Origin of the sequence: Kitasatospora sp. NPDC089797 (assembly GCF_040684795.1) — a bacterium.
Taxonomy (GTDB): domain Bacteria; phylum Actinomycetota; class Actinomycetes; order Streptomycetales; family Streptomycetaceae; genus Kitasatospora.
The window spans coordinates 216,092-232,536 of record NZ_JBFBGS010000006.1; the positions used below are offsets into that span (position 1 = coordinate 216,092).

Annotated in this window: 17 protein-coding genes; 11 read left to right on the forward strand and 6 right to left on the reverse strand. The window is 74.9% G+C overall.

The genetic code is table 11. The annotated features are described in order from the left end of the window. Nucleotides 1-5: 5 nt before the first annotated feature. Nucleotides 6-1,136 (reverse strand): DUF6745 domain-containing protein, encoded by a 1,131-nt coding sequence (locus AB0O91_RS07195; protein WP_363428796.1) that lies wholly within the window; start codon nt 1,134-1,136, stop codon nt 6-8. A 131-nt stretch (nt 1,137-1,267) separates the two neighbouring features. Then, nucleotides 1,268-1,594, reverse strand: coding sequence for a hypothetical protein (locus AB0O91_RS07200; protein WP_363428842.1), 327 nt, complete (start codon nt 1,592-1,594; stop codon nt 1,268-1,270). A gap of 202 nt (nt 1,595-1,796) precedes the next feature. On the opposite strand from AB0O91_RS07200, the gene AB0O91_RS07205 reads away from it, so the two are divergent. The 6 genes from AB0O91_RS07205 to AB0O91_RS07230 all read left to right on the forward strand — a co-directional run bounded on the left by AB0O91_RS07205 (nt 1,797) and on the right by AB0O91_RS07230 (nt 8,179). Continuing rightward, nucleotides 1,797-2,774, forward strand: a complete 978-nt coding sequence (locus AB0O91_RS07205) for an STM4015 family protein (protein ID WP_363428798.1) — start codon at nt 1,797-1,799, stop codon at nt 2,772-2,774. 84 nt (nt 2,775-2,858) lie between these two features. Beyond that, nucleotides 2,859-3,791 (forward strand): STM4015 family protein, encoded by a 933-nt coding sequence (locus AB0O91_RS07210; RefSeq protein ID WP_363428800.1) that lies wholly within the window; start codon nt 2,859-2,861, stop codon nt 3,789-3,791. 14 nt (nt 3,792-3,805) lie between these two features. Beyond that, on the forward strand, nt 3,806-4,930 hold the full coding sequence (locus AB0O91_RS07215) for an STM4014 family protein (RefSeq protein WP_363428802.1): 1,125 nt from the start codon (nt 3,806-3,808) through the stop codon (nt 4,928-4,930). 104 nt (nt 4,931-5,034) lie between these two features. Continuing rightward, nucleotides 5,035-5,871: an STM4013/SEN3800 family hydrolase gene (locus tag AB0O91_RS07220; protein ID WP_363428804.1), complete on the forward strand. Its 837-nt coding sequence runs from the start codon at nt 5,035-5,037 to the stop codon at nt 5,869-5,871. Further along, complete coding sequence (locus AB0O91_RS07225; RefSeq protein ID WP_363428806.1) at nt 5,868-7,199, forward strand: STM4012 family radical SAM protein; 1,332 nt, start codon at nt 5,868-5,870, stop codon at nt 7,197-7,199. The genes AB0O91_RS07220 and AB0O91_RS07225 overlap by 4 nt, the downstream gene beginning before the upstream one ends. Then, the gene (locus tag AB0O91_RS07230) at nt 7,196-8,179 is read left to right on the forward strand and encodes an STM4011 family radical SAM protein (RefSeq protein ID WP_363428808.1); all 984 of its coding nucleotides are present in this window, start codon (nt 7,196-7,198) and stop codon (nt 8,177-8,179) included. The genes AB0O91_RS07225 and AB0O91_RS07230 overlap by 4 nt, the downstream gene beginning before the upstream one ends. A 38-nt stretch (nt 8,180-8,217) precedes the next feature. Here the strand turns inward: AB0O91_RS07230 and AB0O91_RS07235 are convergent, their stop codons facing one another. Then, complete coding sequence (locus tag AB0O91_RS07235; protein WP_363428810.1) at nt 8,218-8,928, reverse strand: rhomboid-like protein; 711 nt, start codon at nt 8,926-8,928, stop codon at nt 8,218-8,220. A 299-nt stretch (nt 8,929-9,227) separates the two neighbouring features. On the opposite strand from AB0O91_RS07235, the gene AB0O91_RS07240 reads away from it, so the two are divergent. From AB0O91_RS07240 to AB0O91_RS07255, 4 genes are all read left to right on the forward strand, one after another. Continuing rightward, nucleotides 9,228-9,974, forward strand: coding sequence for a rhomboid-like protein (locus AB0O91_RS07240; protein WP_363428812.1), 747 nt, complete (start codon nt 9,228-9,230; stop codon nt 9,972-9,974). 115 nt (nt 9,975-10,089) lie between these two features. Next, on the forward strand, nt 10,090-10,941 hold the full coding sequence (locus tag AB0O91_RS07245) for an SAM-dependent methyltransferase (protein ID WP_363428814.1): 852 nt from the start codon (nt 10,090-10,092) through the stop codon (nt 10,939-10,941). Between the two features lie 340 nt (nt 10,942-11,281). Beyond that, on the forward strand, nt 11,282-12,694 hold the full coding sequence (gene argG, locus AB0O91_RS07250) for an argininosuccinate synthase (RefSeq protein ID WP_363428816.1): 1,413 nt from the start codon (nt 11,282-11,284) through the stop codon (nt 12,692-12,694). 227 nt (nt 12,695-12,921) lie between these two features. Then, nucleotides 12,922-13,587 (forward strand): GAP family protein, encoded by a 666-nt coding sequence (locus AB0O91_RS07255; RefSeq protein ID WP_363428818.1) that lies wholly within the window; start codon nt 12,922-12,924, stop codon nt 13,585-13,587. 93 nt (nt 13,588-13,680) lie between these two features. Here the strand turns inward: AB0O91_RS07255 and AB0O91_RS07260 are convergent, their stop codons facing one another. From AB0O91_RS07260 to AB0O91_RS07270, 3 genes are all read right to left on the reverse strand, one after another. Then, nucleotides 13,681-14,376 carry a hypothetical protein gene (locus tag AB0O91_RS07260; protein WP_363428820.1) on the reverse strand — a complete coding sequence of 232 codons (696 nt, stop codon included), beginning with the start codon at nt 14,374-14,376 and terminating at the stop codon, nt 13,681-13,683. Continuing rightward, a complete protein-coding gene (locus AB0O91_RS07265) occupies nt 14,373-14,942 on the reverse strand; it encodes a sigma-70 family RNA polymerase sigma factor (protein ID WP_363428822.1) in 570 nt (189 codons plus the stop codon). Before AB0O91_RS07265 ends, AB0O91_RS07260 begins: the two co-directional genes overlap by 4 nt. A gap of 320 nt (nt 14,943-15,262) precedes the next feature. Further along, nucleotides 15,263-15,736, reverse strand: a complete 474-nt coding sequence (locus AB0O91_RS07270) for a MarR family transcriptional regulator (RefSeq protein ID WP_363428824.1) — start codon at nt 15,734-15,736, stop codon at nt 15,263-15,265. A 182-nt stretch (nt 15,737-15,918) separates the two neighbouring features. Between AB0O91_RS07270 and AB0O91_RS07275 the strand changes: the two genes are divergently transcribed. Continuing rightward, a complete protein-coding gene (locus AB0O91_RS07275; RefSeq protein WP_363428826.1) occupies nt 15,919-16,329 on the forward strand; it encodes an organic hydroperoxide resistance protein in 411 nt (136 codons plus the stop codon). The last annotated feature ends 116 nt before the right edge of the window (nt 16,330-16,445 follow it).

A 16,445-nucleotide genomic window follows, 5' to 3' on the forward strand; every position in this document is an offset into this window, starting at 1 on the left:
ACCGGTCAGGTCTCGCGCTGCGGGTGGTAGCCGGTCTCGGGTATCCCGAAGGTCCAGGCGACCCCGGCCCGGGCGGTGCGGGTGCTCGGGGGGACTCGCAGCCAGTACGTGCGGAAGGTGCCGTCCGGCTCCGCGGTCGAGTTGACCACCTCCACCATCACCACCGGTTCGTCGTCGGGCAGCACGATCCGCCACAGCACACCGGTCTCGTCCCGGTGGACGGGCTCGGCCCCGGAGTCGGCGAGGTACCGCTCGTAGCCGTAGTGCTCCAGCAGGACGCGCCGCAGCTCGGCGTTCTCCTCGGTGCGGATCCGCTCGACCGTCACCCCGGCCAGGCCCGCCAGGAACTCGGCGGGTACGGGCATGCCGCGCCAGGCGTGCAGGGCGAAGCCGTCGGCGTACTCCAGGGCGGGGCCGTCGGCCCGGTCGAGCCGCCCGGCCTCGTCCCGGTGCAGGGCGACCGGCCGCTCGGAGAGCAGCGCGACCTCCCGGTAGGGCCACCACCAGCCGGCCTCACAGGCCACCTCGGTGAGCGGTGCGACGGCCTCGACGCCCGCGCCGGCCGCTTCGAGGGCGGCGAACCAGGGCGCGTCGTGCTGACCGCGCACGGCGTCCAGCAGGGCGAGCCGGACGGCCGTCCGGCGGGCGCGGGCGGCGGCGGCCTCGCTCTCCTCGCGGTCGACCTCGGGCGCGAGCCGGTCCAGCACGGCGTTGCGCACCCGGTCGGCCAAGGGCGTGGTGACCGGGCCGAGTTCACCGCCGGTGACCGCCCAGTTCGCCGCCCAGCCGGCCGCGCCGACCCGGGCGACGGCCTGTCGCCGGGCCTCCTCCCAGGGCCGGGTACGGACCTCCTCGCGCACGCTCACCGCCCCTCCGGACCGCAGCTCCAGCGCCGCCTCGGCCGCGGCCAGCGGCGAGCCGAACCAGCGCACCTCGGCGGGTCCGGGCAGCCCGGCCGCCCGGTAGGCGGACCGGACCGCGCGCTCGACCGCCGCCCGGTCGGCCGGCCCGGTGGCCGCCGAAGCCGCCCGCCAGTGCGCCGTCACCCGGGCCGCGACTCCCGTCGCCCCCGCTGCCACGTCCACGTCGGCGCTCGCACCCGTCGGGTTGTCGCGGATCACCGTCTCCATCGTCATGCTCCGTTCTCCGGCCGGGCTCCCCGCCCGACCCGCCGTTCCCGTCCCGTTCCCGTTCCCGTCCCGTTCGGCGGCCCCGTCCCGTTCGGCGCTGCCCCTCCGCGACGGCCGCCCGCAGCACCACCCCGGGGTCAGTCCGCCACCATGCGCACCGCCCCCGGGACGTACTCGCGCTGCCGGATCACCCGGTACCACCCCTTGGGCAGCGGTATCGCCGCGTGCTCCTCGTGCACCACCCGGCCGCCCTCGGGCAGGTGCAGCCAGGCCTCGCCGAACGGGCCCGCCTCCCGGCGCAGTTCACCGGGCCCGACCACGGCGTGGGCATGACCGGTGACCTCGCCGAGGGCGAGCACCATCCGCCCCCGCGCGTCCCGGGGCTGCACGGCCAGCCCGGTCACCCGCAGCGGAACCACGCTCTCCGAGACCGGCACGATCAGCACATCGCCCTGGCGGTACATCAGTCCTCCTTCGCCGTACGGCCGGACCCGGCGGGCGCCGGAGTCCATGGCTCCGCCGTGCCGGAAGCGGTCACGCTCCGGAGCCATGACCCGAACGTAGAGCAAGGGTCCGACAACGCGCCCGGGCCGCCACCCGGTCACCGGTTTGTCAGTCCCGGCTGGTAGACAGTTGTTCGGTCCGAATCCCCCGGAGGAGCAGCGCATGACCGTCAACAACCACCTCGAGCAGTTCCACGGTCTCCCGGTCTTCGACTTCGTCCAGGCCCTGACGGAGGCGGAGGAGGCCGACGGCGCGCAGCCGGCCCGGCTGCCGGACGCGGCCGCGGTCGCCTGGCGGATCGGGCTCGACTACGAGGCCGAGCAGACCTGGGCCGAGTGCTGGCAGCAGTTCCTCACCGCCGTCGACACCGAGCGGGTCACGGCGCTGGTGATCGGCCAGTGGGCGCCGGAGGAGCCGGACTCCTTCCAGGAGCCGCTGGCGGCGCTGGTCGCCGCCGCGCCCCGACTGCCCGCCCTGCGCGCACTGTTCGCCGGTGACATCACGTACGAGGAGTGCGAGATCTCCTGGATCCAGCAGTGCGACGTGACACCGCTGCTGACGGCCTTCCCGGCGCTGGCCGAACTCGTGGTGCGCGGCGCCTCGGAGGACTGGGACGGCAAGGGCGGCCTCGCCCTGGAGCCGCTGCGGCACGAGGCGCTGAAGGCGCTGCGCTTCGAGGCGGGCGGCCTGCCGCGCGCCGTGGTCCGCTCGGTGGCCGCCTGCGAGTTCCCCGCCCTGGAGCGACTGGAACTCTGGCTGGGCGTGGCTGGCTACGGCGGTGACACCACGATGGCCGACCTCGCGCCCTTCCTGGACGGCACCGGCCTGCCCGCGCTGCGCCATCTCGGCCTGCAGAACAGCGAGTTCCAGGACGAGATCGCCGCCGCCGTGGCGCACGCCCCCGTGGTCGCCCGACTGGAGTCGCTCAGCCTCTCCATGGGCGTGCTCACCGACCAGGGCGCGACGGCCCTGCTGGAGGGCCAGCCCCTCACCCACCTGCGCGCCCTCGACCTCCACCACCACTTCCTCACCAAGGAGCTCCAGCAGCGCCTGCGCCAGGCCCTGCCCGACGTCGAGCTCGACCTCTCCGAGCCGGGCAAGCCCGACGACCAGTGGCGCTACGTCGCGGTCGCCGAGTAACCCCCGGCACCCCGCCCCGCCTGCGACCGGTCCGCACCCGCCCCGCCCCGCCCGAACACCCGAACCCACCTGCCAGGAAACGACATGACGGTTCCGCGCCACCTCGAACGCTTCCACGAGCTGCCGATCCACGACTTCACCCCCGCCGACACCCGGCCGCGCCCCGCGGCCGACGCGGTCGCCTGGCGGCTCGCCCTCGAATACGACACCGAGCACGACTTCGAACAGCTCTGGGAGTCCTTCCTCCAGACCGTCGATCCCGCCGGCGTCCGCGCCCTGCTGATCGGCGCCTGGTGGCGCGGCGACTACGCCCCCGTCGGCAGCACGGTCGAGGCGATAGCCGCCCGGGCCGATCGGCTGCCCGCCCTGGAGGCGCTCTTCCTCGGCGACGTGACCGCCGACGAGTGCGAGATCTCCTGGCTGGAGATGGACGACGTCACCCCGCTGCTCACCGCCTTCCCCCGGCTGACTTCGCTGACCGTGCGCGGCGGTACGGACCTCTGCCTCCTGCCCGTGCGGCACGAGCGGCTGAAGGAGCTGCGCCTGGAGTCCGGCGGCCTGCCCGCGACCGTGGTGCGCGGGGTGTCCGGTTCCGAACTGCCCGCGCTGGAGCGGCTGGAGCTCTGGCTCGGTGTGGACGAGTACGGCGGTGACTCCACCCTCGACGACCTCAGGCCGTTCCTGGACGGCTCGCGCCTGCCCGCGCTGCGCCACCTCGGCCTGCAGAACAGCGAGTTCCAGGACGAGATCGCCGCCGCCGTGGCGCACGCCCCCGTGGTCGCCCGACTGGAGTCGCTCAGCCTCTCCATGGGCGTGCTCACCGACGAGGGTGCCACGGCCCTGCTGGAGGGCCAGCCCCTCACCCACCTGCGCGCCCTCGACCTCCACCACCACTACCTCAGCGAGGAGTTGCAGGAACGCCTGCGCCAGGCCCTGCCCGGGGTCGAACTCGACCTCTCCGAGGCGGAGGACCTCGACGAGGACGACGAGTGGCGCTACGTCGCGGTCGCCGAGTAGGCGGTGGTGACCGGATGACCCAGCAGCTGACCGTTCTCGGCAATCCCGGGCACCGGCGGGTGACGCTGTTCGCCGCCGCCGCCCGGGCCGGGGGCCTGCCCGAACCCGCCGTCCTGCCCTGGCTGGACGTCCTGCGCGGCGGCTACCGGCTGCCGACGGGCACGCTGCTGCGCATCGAGTCCCCGGGCGAGGAACCGCTGGTGGACGAGCTGCTGCGCGGCCCGGCGCTCGGCTCCGGGTACGCGCCGACCCGGGTCGAGGGCACCGCCGGCTGGTACGCGGGGGTGCTCACCGCCCTGCGCGGGCTGGCCGCCCAGCCGGGCGTGCGACTGCTCGGCGATCCGGAGGAGATCGCGGTGATGTTCGACAAACGCCGGGCGCACGCGCTGCTCGCGGCGGCGGGCGTCCCGGTGCCCCGGGCGCTCGACGGTACGGTCTCCGGCTGGGCGGAGCTGCGCGAGCGGCTCGCCGACGCCGGCCTGCACCGGGTCTTCGTCAAGCCCGCGCACGGTTCCTCCGCCTCCGGGGTGATGGCGCTGGAGTTCGGCCCGCGCGGCCGACTGCTGGCCACCACCTCCGTCGAGCTGGCCGGCGACCGGTTGCACAACTCGCTGCGGGTGCGCCGCTACCGCGCCGAGCACGAGGTGGCGGCGATCGTCGACCGCCTGGCGCCCGACGGGCTGCACGTCGAGCAGTGGGTCCCGAAGGCCTCGCAGTCCGGCCGCTCGGCGGATCTCCGGGTGGTGGTGGTCGACGGCCGGGCCACCCACGCGGTGGTCCGCACCAGCGCCCAACCGATGACCAACCTGCACCTGGGCGGCGCCCGCGGCAGCCTCGACCAGGCCCGGGAGGCGGCAGGGCCGGCCTGGCCGGCCCTGCTGGAGACGGCCGAGCGGGCGGCGGCCTGCTTCCCCGGCTCCCCGATGGTCGGCGTCGACGTCCTCCCCACGGCCGGCTGGCGCCGGGCCCTGGTCGGCGAGGTGAACGCCTTCGGGGACCTGCTGCCCAACCTCACCGGCCTGCCCGGCGGCCCGGCCGAGGGCCTCGACACCTACGGCGCCCAACTCGCGGCCCTCACCCGGCGCGCCGCCCGCACCCCTGTCCCGACGCACCACCAGAGCATGGAACCCTCCCGATGAACCACCAGCCCACGCCCACGACGCCCACCCCGGCCGTCGCGCCCGACACGGCCGGCACCGCCCCTGCCCCTGCCCCTGCCCCTGCCCCCGCCCCTGCCCCCGACATGACCACGGTCGTGGGCAGCCACGACCTGCTGCTCGTCACCCTCGACACCCTGCGCTTCGACGTCGCCGAGGAGTTGGCGGCCGCCGGCCGCCTGCCCCACCTCGCCGCCTTCCTCCCCGGCGGCCGCTGGGAGCGCCGGCACGCCCCGGGCAGCTTCACCTACGCCTCCCACCAGGCGATCCTGGCGGGCTTCCTGCCCACCCCGGCCTCCCCCGACGGCCCCCACCCACGCCTGTTCGCGGCCCGCTTCGCCGGTTCGGAGAGCACCGCCACCCGCACCTGGGTCTTCGACGCGCCCGACCTGCCGACGGCCCTGGGCGCGGCCGGCTACCGCACGGTCTGCATCGGCGGTGTCGGTTTCTTCAACAAGCAGGGCCCGCTGGGCTCCGTGCTGCCCGGCCTGTTCCAGGAGAGCCACTGGGAGCCCGCGATGGGGGTGGCCTCCCCGACCTCCTTCGAGGAGCAGGTCGCCCGCGCCGAGCGGGTCGCCGCCGAACAGCCCGCCGACCAGCCGCTGTTCCTGTTCCTGAACGTCTCGGCGCTGCACCAGCCGAACTGGTTCCACCTCCCCGGCGCCACCCGCGAGCACGGCGACTCCCGGGCCAGCCACGCCGCCGCCCTGGAGTACGTCGACGCCCACATCGGCCGCCTGTTCACGGCGATGAGCGCCCGCCGCCCCTGCTTCGCCGTCGTCTGCTCCGACCACGGCACCGCCTACGGCGAGGACGGCTACACCGGGCACCGGATCGGCCACGAGGTGGTCTGGACGGTCCCGTACGCCCACTTCACCATCCCCGCCGCCACCACCGCCACCGCCGCCGAGGAGCGCGCATGACCACCGCACCCCCGCTCCCCGACGCGCCGTACCAGTCGTACGTCTACGCGTACCCGCACAAGACGGCCTACCGCCCACTGCCCGAGCGCCCGTTGCTCGGCGAGTTGTGGGCCGGGGAGCCGCAGCACGCCCTCTCGCTCTACCTGCACGTCCCGTTCTGCGAGGTCCGCTGCGGCTTCTGCAACCTGTTCACCCGGATCGGCAGTCCCGAGGGCCTGACCACCGCCTACCTGGACGCGCTGGACCGCCAGGCCGGCACCGTCCGCGCGGCGCTGGACGAGGGCGCCCGCTTCGCCCTGGCCGCGTTCGGCGGCGGCACGCCCACCTACCTCACCGCCGCCGAGCTGGAGCGGCTGTGCGACATCGCCGAGCAGCGGATGGGCGTCGATCTGCGGTCCGTACCGCTCTCGGTGGAGGCCTCCCCCGCCACCGCGACCGCCGACCGGCTGGAGGTGCTGGCCGCCCGCGGCACCACCCGGCTGAGCCTGGGCGTGCAGTCCTTCGACGACACCGAGGCCCGCTCCGCCGTCCGCCCGCAGAAGCGGGCCGAGGTGGAGGCCGCCCTGGAGCGGATCCGCGCCGCCGCCGTCCCGGTGCTGAACATCGACCTGATCTACGGCATCGACGGTCAGACCGAGGCGAGTTGGCTGCGCTCCCTGGACGCCGCGCTGCGCTGGCAGCCCGAGGAGCTGTACCTCTACCCGCTGTACGTCCGGCCGTTGACGGGCCTGGCCCGGCGCGGCGAGCAGGAGAGCGCCACCGCCTGGGACGCCCGCCGGCTCGCGCTCTACCGCGCCGGCCGGGACCACCTGCTAGCCAACGGCTACCAGCAGGTGTCGATGCGGATGTTCCGCCGGGCGGCCTCCCCGCAGGCCGGCGCGAGCGAGTACGCCTGCCAGACCGACGGCATGGTCGGCCTGGGCTGCGGTGCCCGCTCCTACACCTCTCGCCTGCACTACTCCTTCGACTACGCGGTGAACGCCACCGAGGTGCGCGGCATCATCGACGACTACGTCGCCACCGAGGACTTCCGGCGCGCCGAGGTCGGCCACTGGATGGACGGCGAGGAGCCGCGCCGTCGCCATCTCGTCCAGTCCCTGCTGCAGGCCGAGGGCATGCCGCTGGCCGACTACCGCGCCCGCTTCGGCAGCGCGCCGGGCGAGGACTTCGCCGCCGAGCTGGCCGGCTTCGCCGAGCGCGGCTGGCTCGCCGACGATCCGGAGCGCCTGCGGCTCACCCCGGAGGGTCTGGCGCACTCGGACGCGGTGGGTCCGATGCTCTTCTCGCCCGACGTCCGGGCCCTGATGACGGCCTACGAGGCGAAATGACCTTCCTCGGCCTGCCCTCGTCCGCACCCCCGTCCATTCCCCGGCCCGCACCCGTATCCGCACCCGTATCCGCACCCGTCCCCGTACCGGCCACCGACGACACCCCGCAGCCGCGCGACCTGACCCTGCTCTACCGCGGCCCGCTCTCCTCCTGCGACTACGACTGCCCCTACTGCCCGTTCGCCAAGCGCCGCGACACCCCCGAGCAACTGCGGGCCGACCGCGCGGCCTTGGAACGCTTCACCGCCTGGGCCGCCGCCCGCGAGGGCAGCGGCGACACCCTGGCCCTGCTGTTCACCCCCTGGGGCGAGGGCCTGGTCCGCTCCTGGTACCGCCGCGCGCTGGTCGAACTGAGTCGCCTCCCGCACGTGCGCCGGGTCGCGATCCAGACCAATCTGAGTTGCCGCACCGACTGGCTCGCCGCGGCGGACCTCTCCGCCCTCGCCCTGTGGGTGACCTACCACCCGGGTCAGGTCCGGCAGGACCGCTTCCTCGCCAAGTGCCGCGAACTGGACGCGCTGGGCGTGCGCTACAGCGTCGGCGTGGTCGGCCAGCCAGAGCACCTCCCCGAGGCCCGACGGCTGCGGGCGGCCCTCGACCCGGGCGTCTACCTCTGGATCAACGCCGCCGAGGGCCGCAGCTACACGGACGCCGAGGCCGCCGACTGGGCCGCCCTGGACCCGCACTTCGGCTACAGCCGGCACGCCCACCCCAGCGCCGGTCTGCCCTGCCGCACCGGCGAGTCGGTGCTGTCGGTGGACGGCGACGGCACGGTGCGCCGCTGCCACTTCGTCCGGGACGTCCTCGGCAACCTCTACGACGGCAGCTACCGCGCCCGGCTCGCACCGCGCGGCTGTCCGCTGCCGGTCTGCGACTGCCACATCGGCTACGTCCACCTGGAGACCCTGCCGCTGTACGACCTGTTCGGCGCCGGCGTCCTGGAACGGGTGCCGCAGCACTGGCCCCCGGCCGACGCCTGAACCCCCGGTGACCGGCCCGGTCGCGCCGAGCGGCCCGGTCACCGTCCGGGCAGCCGCCTCCACAGCGCGCGCACCGCGGCGACCGGGTCGAAGGCCCCCGGCCGCTCCCGGGTGATCGGGTAGCAGGCGAACCCGATCAGCGCCGCGCTCAGGTGCCCGATGCTGGTGTAGTCCCGGCTCTGCTGGACCCCCAGGACGTACACCGCCAGCACCCCCGCCGCGTACAGGTACCGCCACGGCCGGACGATCAGGTAGGTGAGCACCGCGACCACCCCGGCCAGGGCGTAGCTCACCCCGTAGTCGAGCGTGTAGACCGCCTTCGGTGCGGCGAGCCCGCGGTGGATCGCCCAGCCGAGGACGCCCTCGCTGAGGTAGGTCGCGCCGACGTGCGCCAGCACGGCGACCGAGAGCCAGCGCAGCGTGCCCAACCAGCGCTCGGCGGGCACGTGGAAGATGTTGTAGAGCGCGAAGTACCCGAGCCAGCCGCCACCCGCGATCCACAGCGCGCTGGTCGCCAGCACCCGGACCGGCGAGACCTGGAGGTGGTGCAGGTTGGTCGAGCGCCGCTGCAGGATCCGGTCGGCGGTCGCGGGGTCGACGTGCCGGATCACCTGGGTGGTGGCCAGCAGGATCGCCAGCCAGATGTACGTCCCGGGGGCGCACCGCACGTAGCGCCACACCGCGCGGGCCGCACGCACCCACCACGGCCTCCGGTGCACCCGCGGCACCCCGGTGGTGCTGCCGGTCATCGGCGCCTCCTCGACGGTCCCCCTCACCCTCGCCCGGCCCGGCGGCCGCCCGCCGCCGCGACGGCCCGTTCGGGTGACCGGACACCGTTCGAACATCCGCCGGGCGCTGCTCCGAGCATCCGCCGGACACCACTCCGAACACCCGCCCGGGACGCTCCGAACACCCGTCGGACACAGCTTCGGATGCCCGCCCACGACCGCCGGCAGGGCAGCCGCCCCCGACACGTCGTAGGCTGGCTCTCCGGCCTCCGGTGGAGCCGCCGGGCACCCGTAACCGCAGAGCTAAGGCGCCACGCACGATGACGGACCGCCTCGGGACGACGAACCCGACCCGCACCGCCACCGCCGCCGACCGGCACCCGGTGTCCAGAACGGCCGCCCTCCGAGCGACCGCCCGCAGATCCGCCGTCCGCCTGCGGCTCACCACCGTGTACGTCGTCCTGCTCACCCTCACCGCGACCTGGCTCGCCAACGAGGGCCATGCCGCGCGGGCCCGGTTCGTCCGGCACAACAGCAGCAACGTCCACCACATGGAGGTGGGCAAGTGGTGGACGCTGTTCACCAGCGGCCTGGTCGTCGACGGCGTCCCGGCCTGGGCCGGCATCGCCGCCGTCGCCCTGGCGCTGGGCCTGGCCGAGTGGCGCTGGGGCCCGGCCCGGGCCTGCGCGGTCTTCGTCTTCGGGCACCTGGGCGCCACCCTGATCACCGAGGGCGCCATGTGGCTGATGCTGACCGCCCACATCCCGGGCGCGCTGTCCCGGGAGCGCGACGTCGGGATCAGCTACGGACTGGTCGCCACCATCGGCTGCCTGCTCGCCCTGGGCCCGCGCCCGCTGCGCCGCTACGGCCTGCCGGCCCTGGCGCTGGCGCTGGCCGGGACCTGGGCCGCGGACCAGCAACTGGCCGACGCCGGGCACCTGGTGGCCCTCGGGCTCGGCGTCCTCGCCTCCCGGACGGCCTGGCTGCGCGCCCGCGCCCGGCCCCGTACCGCACCGCACCACAGCCGCCGCCACAGGCGCCCCCGCACCGACCCGGAGTCGTACTGAACCGGAACCGGGGCGATGATCGTCTACCTGATCGGGCCGGGTACGATGCGGAAGCGATCAACCGGCTTCCGGTCAGCATCTGATGACCGTTGATCAGGCCAACGGAGGGGACCCGATGCCCGAGCTCGACGACACCACGGACACCGCGGAAGCACCCGGGGCGACGGAGGCGACCGACCAGGTCGGCTTCGTGGACCCGGTGATGCTGCAGACCCACCGGCCCCATCCGGCCCGGATCTACGACTACTGGCTGGGCGGCAAGGACAACTTCCCGCCCGACCGGGCCGCCGCCGAGCACGCGATCGCGGCGGCGCCCGACATCCCGCAGGCCGCCCGCGAGAACCGCGCCTTCCTCCGCCGTGCCGTCCGGCACTGCGTCGACGCCGGGGTCCGCCAGTTCATCGACATCGGCTCCGGCCTGCCCGCCCGGGGCAACGTGCACGAGGTCGCCCAGGAGCTGGCCCCGGACTCCCGGGTGGTCTACATCGACAACGACCCGATCGTGCTCGCCCACGGCCGGGCACTGCTCGCGAGCAACCAGTCCACCACCGTGCTGACCGGCGACCTGCGCGACCTCGACGAGCTGCTCGACCGGCCCGCGCTGCGCGAGCTGATCGACCTGTCCCAGCCGGTCGCCGTGCTGCTGGTCGCCGTGCTGCACTTCCTGGACGACGCCCAGGCCGCCGCGGCCGTCCGGGCCGTCCACGAGCGGCTGGCCCCGGGCAGCTTCCTGCTGCTCTCGCACAGCACGGCCGAGGGCAATCCGCAGCGGGCCGCCGAGGTGGTGAAGACCTGGGACGACACCGACTCGGCCATCCGCCTGCGGGGCCGCGCCGAGGTGGAGGCGTTCCTCGCCGGCTGGGAGCCGGTGGAACCGGGCGTGGACTTCGTTCCGCTCTGGCGTCCGGAGGGGTCCACCGCGGGCTCCACCCGCTGGATGTACGCGGGCGTGGGCCGCAAGGTCTGACCCCCGGGCCGCCCGCGAGCGCTCACCGCCACCACGTCAGGGCCGGACTCCCGCTCGGGAGCCCGGCCCGTCGCCTTCTCCCCGACCTCGCCGACCTCCCCGACCGCCCCGACAGGGGTCACTCGCCCCCTCAACCTCCTTGCCCCTCAAAGAGGTTGACACCATCCGCCACCCCTCGGGAGCGATCCCACGAGCAGCCACCCCGACCGACGCGTTCGTATGCTCTTGCGGTACTCTGCAAATCTATGCCAGAGTGCGGGCATCGGATCAATCAGGCCGAACCCCCTCACACGTCGCTAAATCAGGAGCCCGCACGAGCGGGTGGGTCAAGGGTGCAAGCATGTCGAAGGTCTTGAGCAAGCTGCCGGTCGGTGAACGGATCGGCATCGCATTCTCGGGTGGGTTGGACACCTCCGTGGCGGTCGCGTGGATGCGCGAGCACGGTGCCGTCCCCTACGCCTACACGGCCGACATCGGCCAGTACGACGAGCCGAACCTCGCCGACGTGCCGGCCCGTGGCCGCGCCTACGGCGCCGAGCAGGCCCGCCTGATCGACTGCCGGGCCCCGCTGGTCGAGGAGGGCCTGGCCGCCCTGGCCTGCGGCGCCTTCCACATCCGGTCGGCCGGGCAGACCTACTTCAACACCACTCCGCTCGGCCGTGCCGTGACCGGCACCCTGCTGGTCCGGGCCATGCAGGAGGACGGCGTCTCGATCTGGGGCGACGGTTCCACCTACAAGGGCAACGACATCGAGCGGTTCTACCGCTACGGCCTGCTCGCCAACCCCAACCTGCGGATCTACAAGCCCTGGCTGGACCAGGACTTCGTCGACCAGCTCGGCGGCCGCAAGGAGATGTCCGAGTGGCTGGCCGAGCGTGACCTGCCCTACCGGGACTCCGCCGAGAAGGCCTACTCCACCGACGCCAACATCTGGGGCGCCACCCACGAGGCCAAGCGGCTGGAGTACCTGGACACCTCGATGGAGATCGTCGCCCCGATCATGGGCGTCGCCTTCTGGGACCCGGCCGTGGAGATCCTCACCGAGGACGTCACCGTCGACTTCGAGTTCGGTCGGCCGGTCCGGATCAACGGCCGTGCCTTCGACACCGCCGTCGACCTGGTGCACGAGGCCAACCTGATCGGCGGCCGGCACGGTCTCGGCATGTCCGACCAGATCGAGAACCGGATCATCGAGGCCAAGAGCCGCGGCATCTACGAGGCCCCGGGCATGGCGCTGCTGCACACCGCCTACGAGCGCCTCCTGAACGCGATCCACAACGAGGACACCGTCGCGACGTACCACACCCAGGGCCGGCGCCTCGGTCGGCTGATGTACGAGGGCCGCTGGTTCGACCCGCAGGCGCTCATGCTCCGCGACAGCCTGCAGAAGTGGGTCGGCCAGGCCGTCACCGGCAGCGTCACGCTCCGGCTGCGGCGCGGCCAGGACTACTCGGTGCTCGACACCCAGGGCCCGAACTTCAGCTACCACCCGGAGAAGCTGTCGATGGAGCGCAGCGTCGACGCCGCGTTCGTCCCGGACGACCGGATCGGCCAGCTGACCATGCGCAACCTGGACATCGCGGACTCCCGCAGCAAGCTGGAGCAGTACGCGGGCCACGGCCAGCTGGCGCAGTGGAGCGGTCTGATCGGCGAGCTCACCCCGGGCGGCGCGGCGCCGATCGCCGCGGGCGCCGGCCACGAGGCGGAGCCCACCGCGCTCGACCTCGCGGCGATGGAGTCCGGCACCGACTGACCGGGCGCCGACCGACCCGACCGACCGGGGGCCGTCGCACCACAGCGGTGCGGCGGCCCCCGCCGCGTCTCCGCCCGCCGCCCGCCGCCCGCCGCCCGGCAGCCAGGCCGGGACCGGCGCCCCGCCCCCGCCCCGGCTCACCCGAACGGCGGAACCGGCCGTGCGCCCCGCCCCCGCCGGTAGCTGAATGGCGGACGGCGCCCGGCGCCGGGAAGGCAGGTCCGGGGATGGGAGAGGCGATCGGCCCGATGCTGGCCTCGGCGGTGGCGGTCGCGCTCAGCCCGCTGCCGCTGATCGCCGTGCTGCTGATCCTCGCCCCGCCGCGCGGGCGGGCCAACGGGGTGGCCTTCACGGCCGGCTGGCTGCTCGGCCTGGCGGCGGTCACGGCACTCGTCGTGGCGGCGGGCCGCGCGCTGGCCCCGGCCTCCGGCCCGGCGACCTGGGTGTCCTGGCTGAAGCTCGCCCTCGGCGCGGCGCTGGTCCTGCTGGCGGTCGAGCAGTGGCGCGACCGCCCGCGGCCCGGGCACGTCACGGCGCCGCCCGACTGGCTGCTGAGGATCGACCGTCTCACTCCCGCCCGGTCGGCCGGGCTCGCGGCGTCCCTGGTGGCCCGCCCCCGAACGCTGCTCCCGGCCGTCGGGGGCGCCGCCTCGATCGCCGCGGCGCCCTCCGGCGACGGGGCGAGGGCCGTGGCCGCCGCCCTGCTGGTGCTGATCGGCTCGCTGGGAACCCTCCTGCCGCTCGCCGTCCGGCTGCGCGGCGCCGACCGCGCGGTGCGCGCCCTCGGCGAGTGGCGCGCCTGGGCGGCCGCGCACCGCGCCGCGATCACCACCGCCGTCCCGCTGGTGCTCGGCGCCGACTACCTCGGCAGCGCCCTGACCGGGCTCGGCTGACCCTCGCCCACCCGCCCTGACCCGCCCTTCCCCACGGCCCACCCCACCCCACCCCACCCCGGCCCTGCACCGCCGGCCCCGCACCGCCGCCCGTCAGCGGATCCGCACCACCCCCCGGCCCCGCACCGCGTGCACGCCCAGCCGCCCGGGGCCGCGCCCCGGCCGGGCCGCCACCGTGTCCCGGATGGTCAGCAGGATCTCCCCGTCGTACCGCTCCGCGAGCACCCGGGCCAGTTCGGCGGCCCGGCCGGGCCGGGCCGCCGGGGCGACCGCCGGCAGCCGCCCCGGACCGCTGAGGTCCTCGGCCTCGGCGGCCCAGCGCGCCGCGTCGCGCCGTTCGCCCTCGGCGGCGTAGTGCACGGCCAGGCAGTGCACGGCCAGCGGGTCGCCGTACTGGGCGGCTATCCGCCACCAGAAGACCCCGTCGGCCGTGCGGCCCATGCCGTAGAGCAGGCAGCCGAGGGTCCGGAAGGCGGCCTTCTCGGCGAGTTCGAGGTCCAGGGCCAGCTCGCCGGGTTCGGCCGCGCCCGCCACCCCGGCGCACAGGTGCCGCAGGTCGCGCCGCAGCTCGGACCGGCCGCGGGCCCCGGGGTGGTCACCGGTCGCCGGGGCGTGCGGCGGCCGGGCCGCGGCGGGCGGCCGGGCGGGGCGCTCGCGCCCGGGCGGGACGGCCCGCCGGGCCGCGGCCAGCCGCTCGGCCAGCCGGCGGGTGAACGCCGTCGGGTCGTGGTCGGGGAAGTCCTGGCCCAGCTCGGCCGCGTGCGCGCGCAGCAGTTCGGTGACCCTCATGTCGCCTGCCCGTCGTCCGGGTGCTCCAGCAGGTACTCCAGGTGGCGCCGCCCGAGGCTGTAGTAGGTCCGGGCGGTGGTGTGCGCGATGCCGAGCGTCCGGCCGATGTCGGGGTAGGACAGGCCCGCCTGCCGCAGCCGGACCACGTCGGCCTGGACCGGCGCGGCGCGCGCCAGTTCGTCCATCGCCCAGTCCAGGGCGTCCAGTTCGGCGAGCTCCTCCAGCTCGTCCTGGCTGGTGTCGGGGCGGCGCTGGGCGATCACCCGCAGCCGCTTGCGCTCGGCGCGCCGGCGTTCGCGCAGGACGTCGACCACCGCGTCCTTGACGATCTTGAAGGCGAAGGCCTGCGGGTCCTCGCTGGCCAGGGCGCGGCGCCAGTTCTTGTAGAGCGTGGTGCCGGCGTTCTGCACCGCGTCCTGGGCGTCCTCGCGGTGCCGCAGGCGCTGCTGGGCGTAGCGGAGGTAGCCGGTGTTCTCGCGGGTGAAGAACGCCTCGAAGTCGTTCGGCAGGTCGTCGAGCGGGTCCGCCCGCAGGCTCCGCTCCTCGCCCGGCCCGGGAGTGTTCACACGCGCCCCCTTTCCTGGTCAGCTGGCCGGCCCACCGGGTGGCACGCCGACGGCCCTTTGCGGGCTCGTGGTGTAACCGTCCGGGAGAGCCGGGTTGTTGACCGGATCGGGCGGACAATTGGCAACGTTTCCGTTCACTTTCGAACAGACCCGCTGACCTGCCCGTTCGAGGGCGCGGGCGGCCGAGCGGCAGCAGCGGAGTGACCCAGATCACACCGCGTCGGGCACCGGGCTTGACAAGCCGGACCCCGCCCGGGCTGCCCGTACGGTGCGGGCGGCGCCCCGGAACTCCCGCGACACCGCCCGCACCCCCGGCAGCTCTACAGCGCCGGCGCCACGTCCGCCGAGTCCAGCGCGCCGGTCACCCGCTCCAGCAGCACCCGCAGCGCGGCGAGGTCCTCGACCGGCAGCCCGGTCGCGGCGAGCAGTCGGCGCGGCACCTGCCCGGCCCGCCCGCGCAGCGCCGAACCCTCGGCGGTGAGGCTGACCACGACCGAGCGCTCGTCCTCCGGGCTGCGCTCGCGGCGCACCAGCCCGGCCGCCTCCAGTCGCTTGAGCAGCGGGGAGAGGGTGCCGGAGTCGAGTCGCAGCCGCTCGCCGATCCGCTTGACGGGCAGCTCGCCGTCCTCCCAGAGCACCAGCATCACCAGGTACTGCGGATAGGTGAGCCCGAGGTCCCGGAGCAGGACCCGGTAGACGCTGCCGAAGGAGCGGGCGGCGGCGTTGAGCGAGAAGCAGATCTGCTGGTCCAGGCGGAGCAGTTCCTCGTCCGCCATGCCGGGGAGCGTGGTCATGCCCCCATGGTACCGATCGAAGCTGCGCCATTGAGTTGTGCGCAATTGAATGACGTGCTCTACTTATGGGGCAGCCGGTCGCCGGCCCTCCCCCGAGGGCCCGGCAGCCGCCGGAGCACCACGACTCCGCCCGCCACCGCGCGGCCCCCGCACCACGGCCGCGCACCACGAAGGGACCCACCATGGACGCGATCTACACCGCCGCCGCCACCGCCAACGGCCGCGAGGGCCGCGCCGTCAGCTCGGACGGACAGCTCGACCTCGCCCTCGCGATGCCGCCCGCGCTCGGCGGCAGCGGCCAGGGCACCAACCCCGAGCAGCTGTTCGCGGCGGGCTACGCGGCCTGCTTCGCCAGCGCCCTCGGCCTGGTCGGCCGGCAGGCCCGGGTGGACACCAGCGAGGTCTCGGTGACCGCCGAGGTGTCCATCGGCAAGGACGGCGCCGGCTTCGGCCTGGCCGTCGTGCTGCGCGTCGAGCTGCCCGACTCGCTCGCGGGCGGGACCGGCGAGCAGCTCGTCCAGCAGGCGCACGAGGTCTGCCCGTACTCCCGCGCCACCCGGGGCAACATCCCGGTCGAGCTGGTCGTCGAGTGATCCGGCGGCCCGGGCACGACCTGCGGCCGACCGGCCGCACGGTCACCGGGCCGCGCCCGCACCGACGACGGGGCCCGTCGCACTCCCCGGGCGGCGGGCCCCCTCCGCGCCCCCGC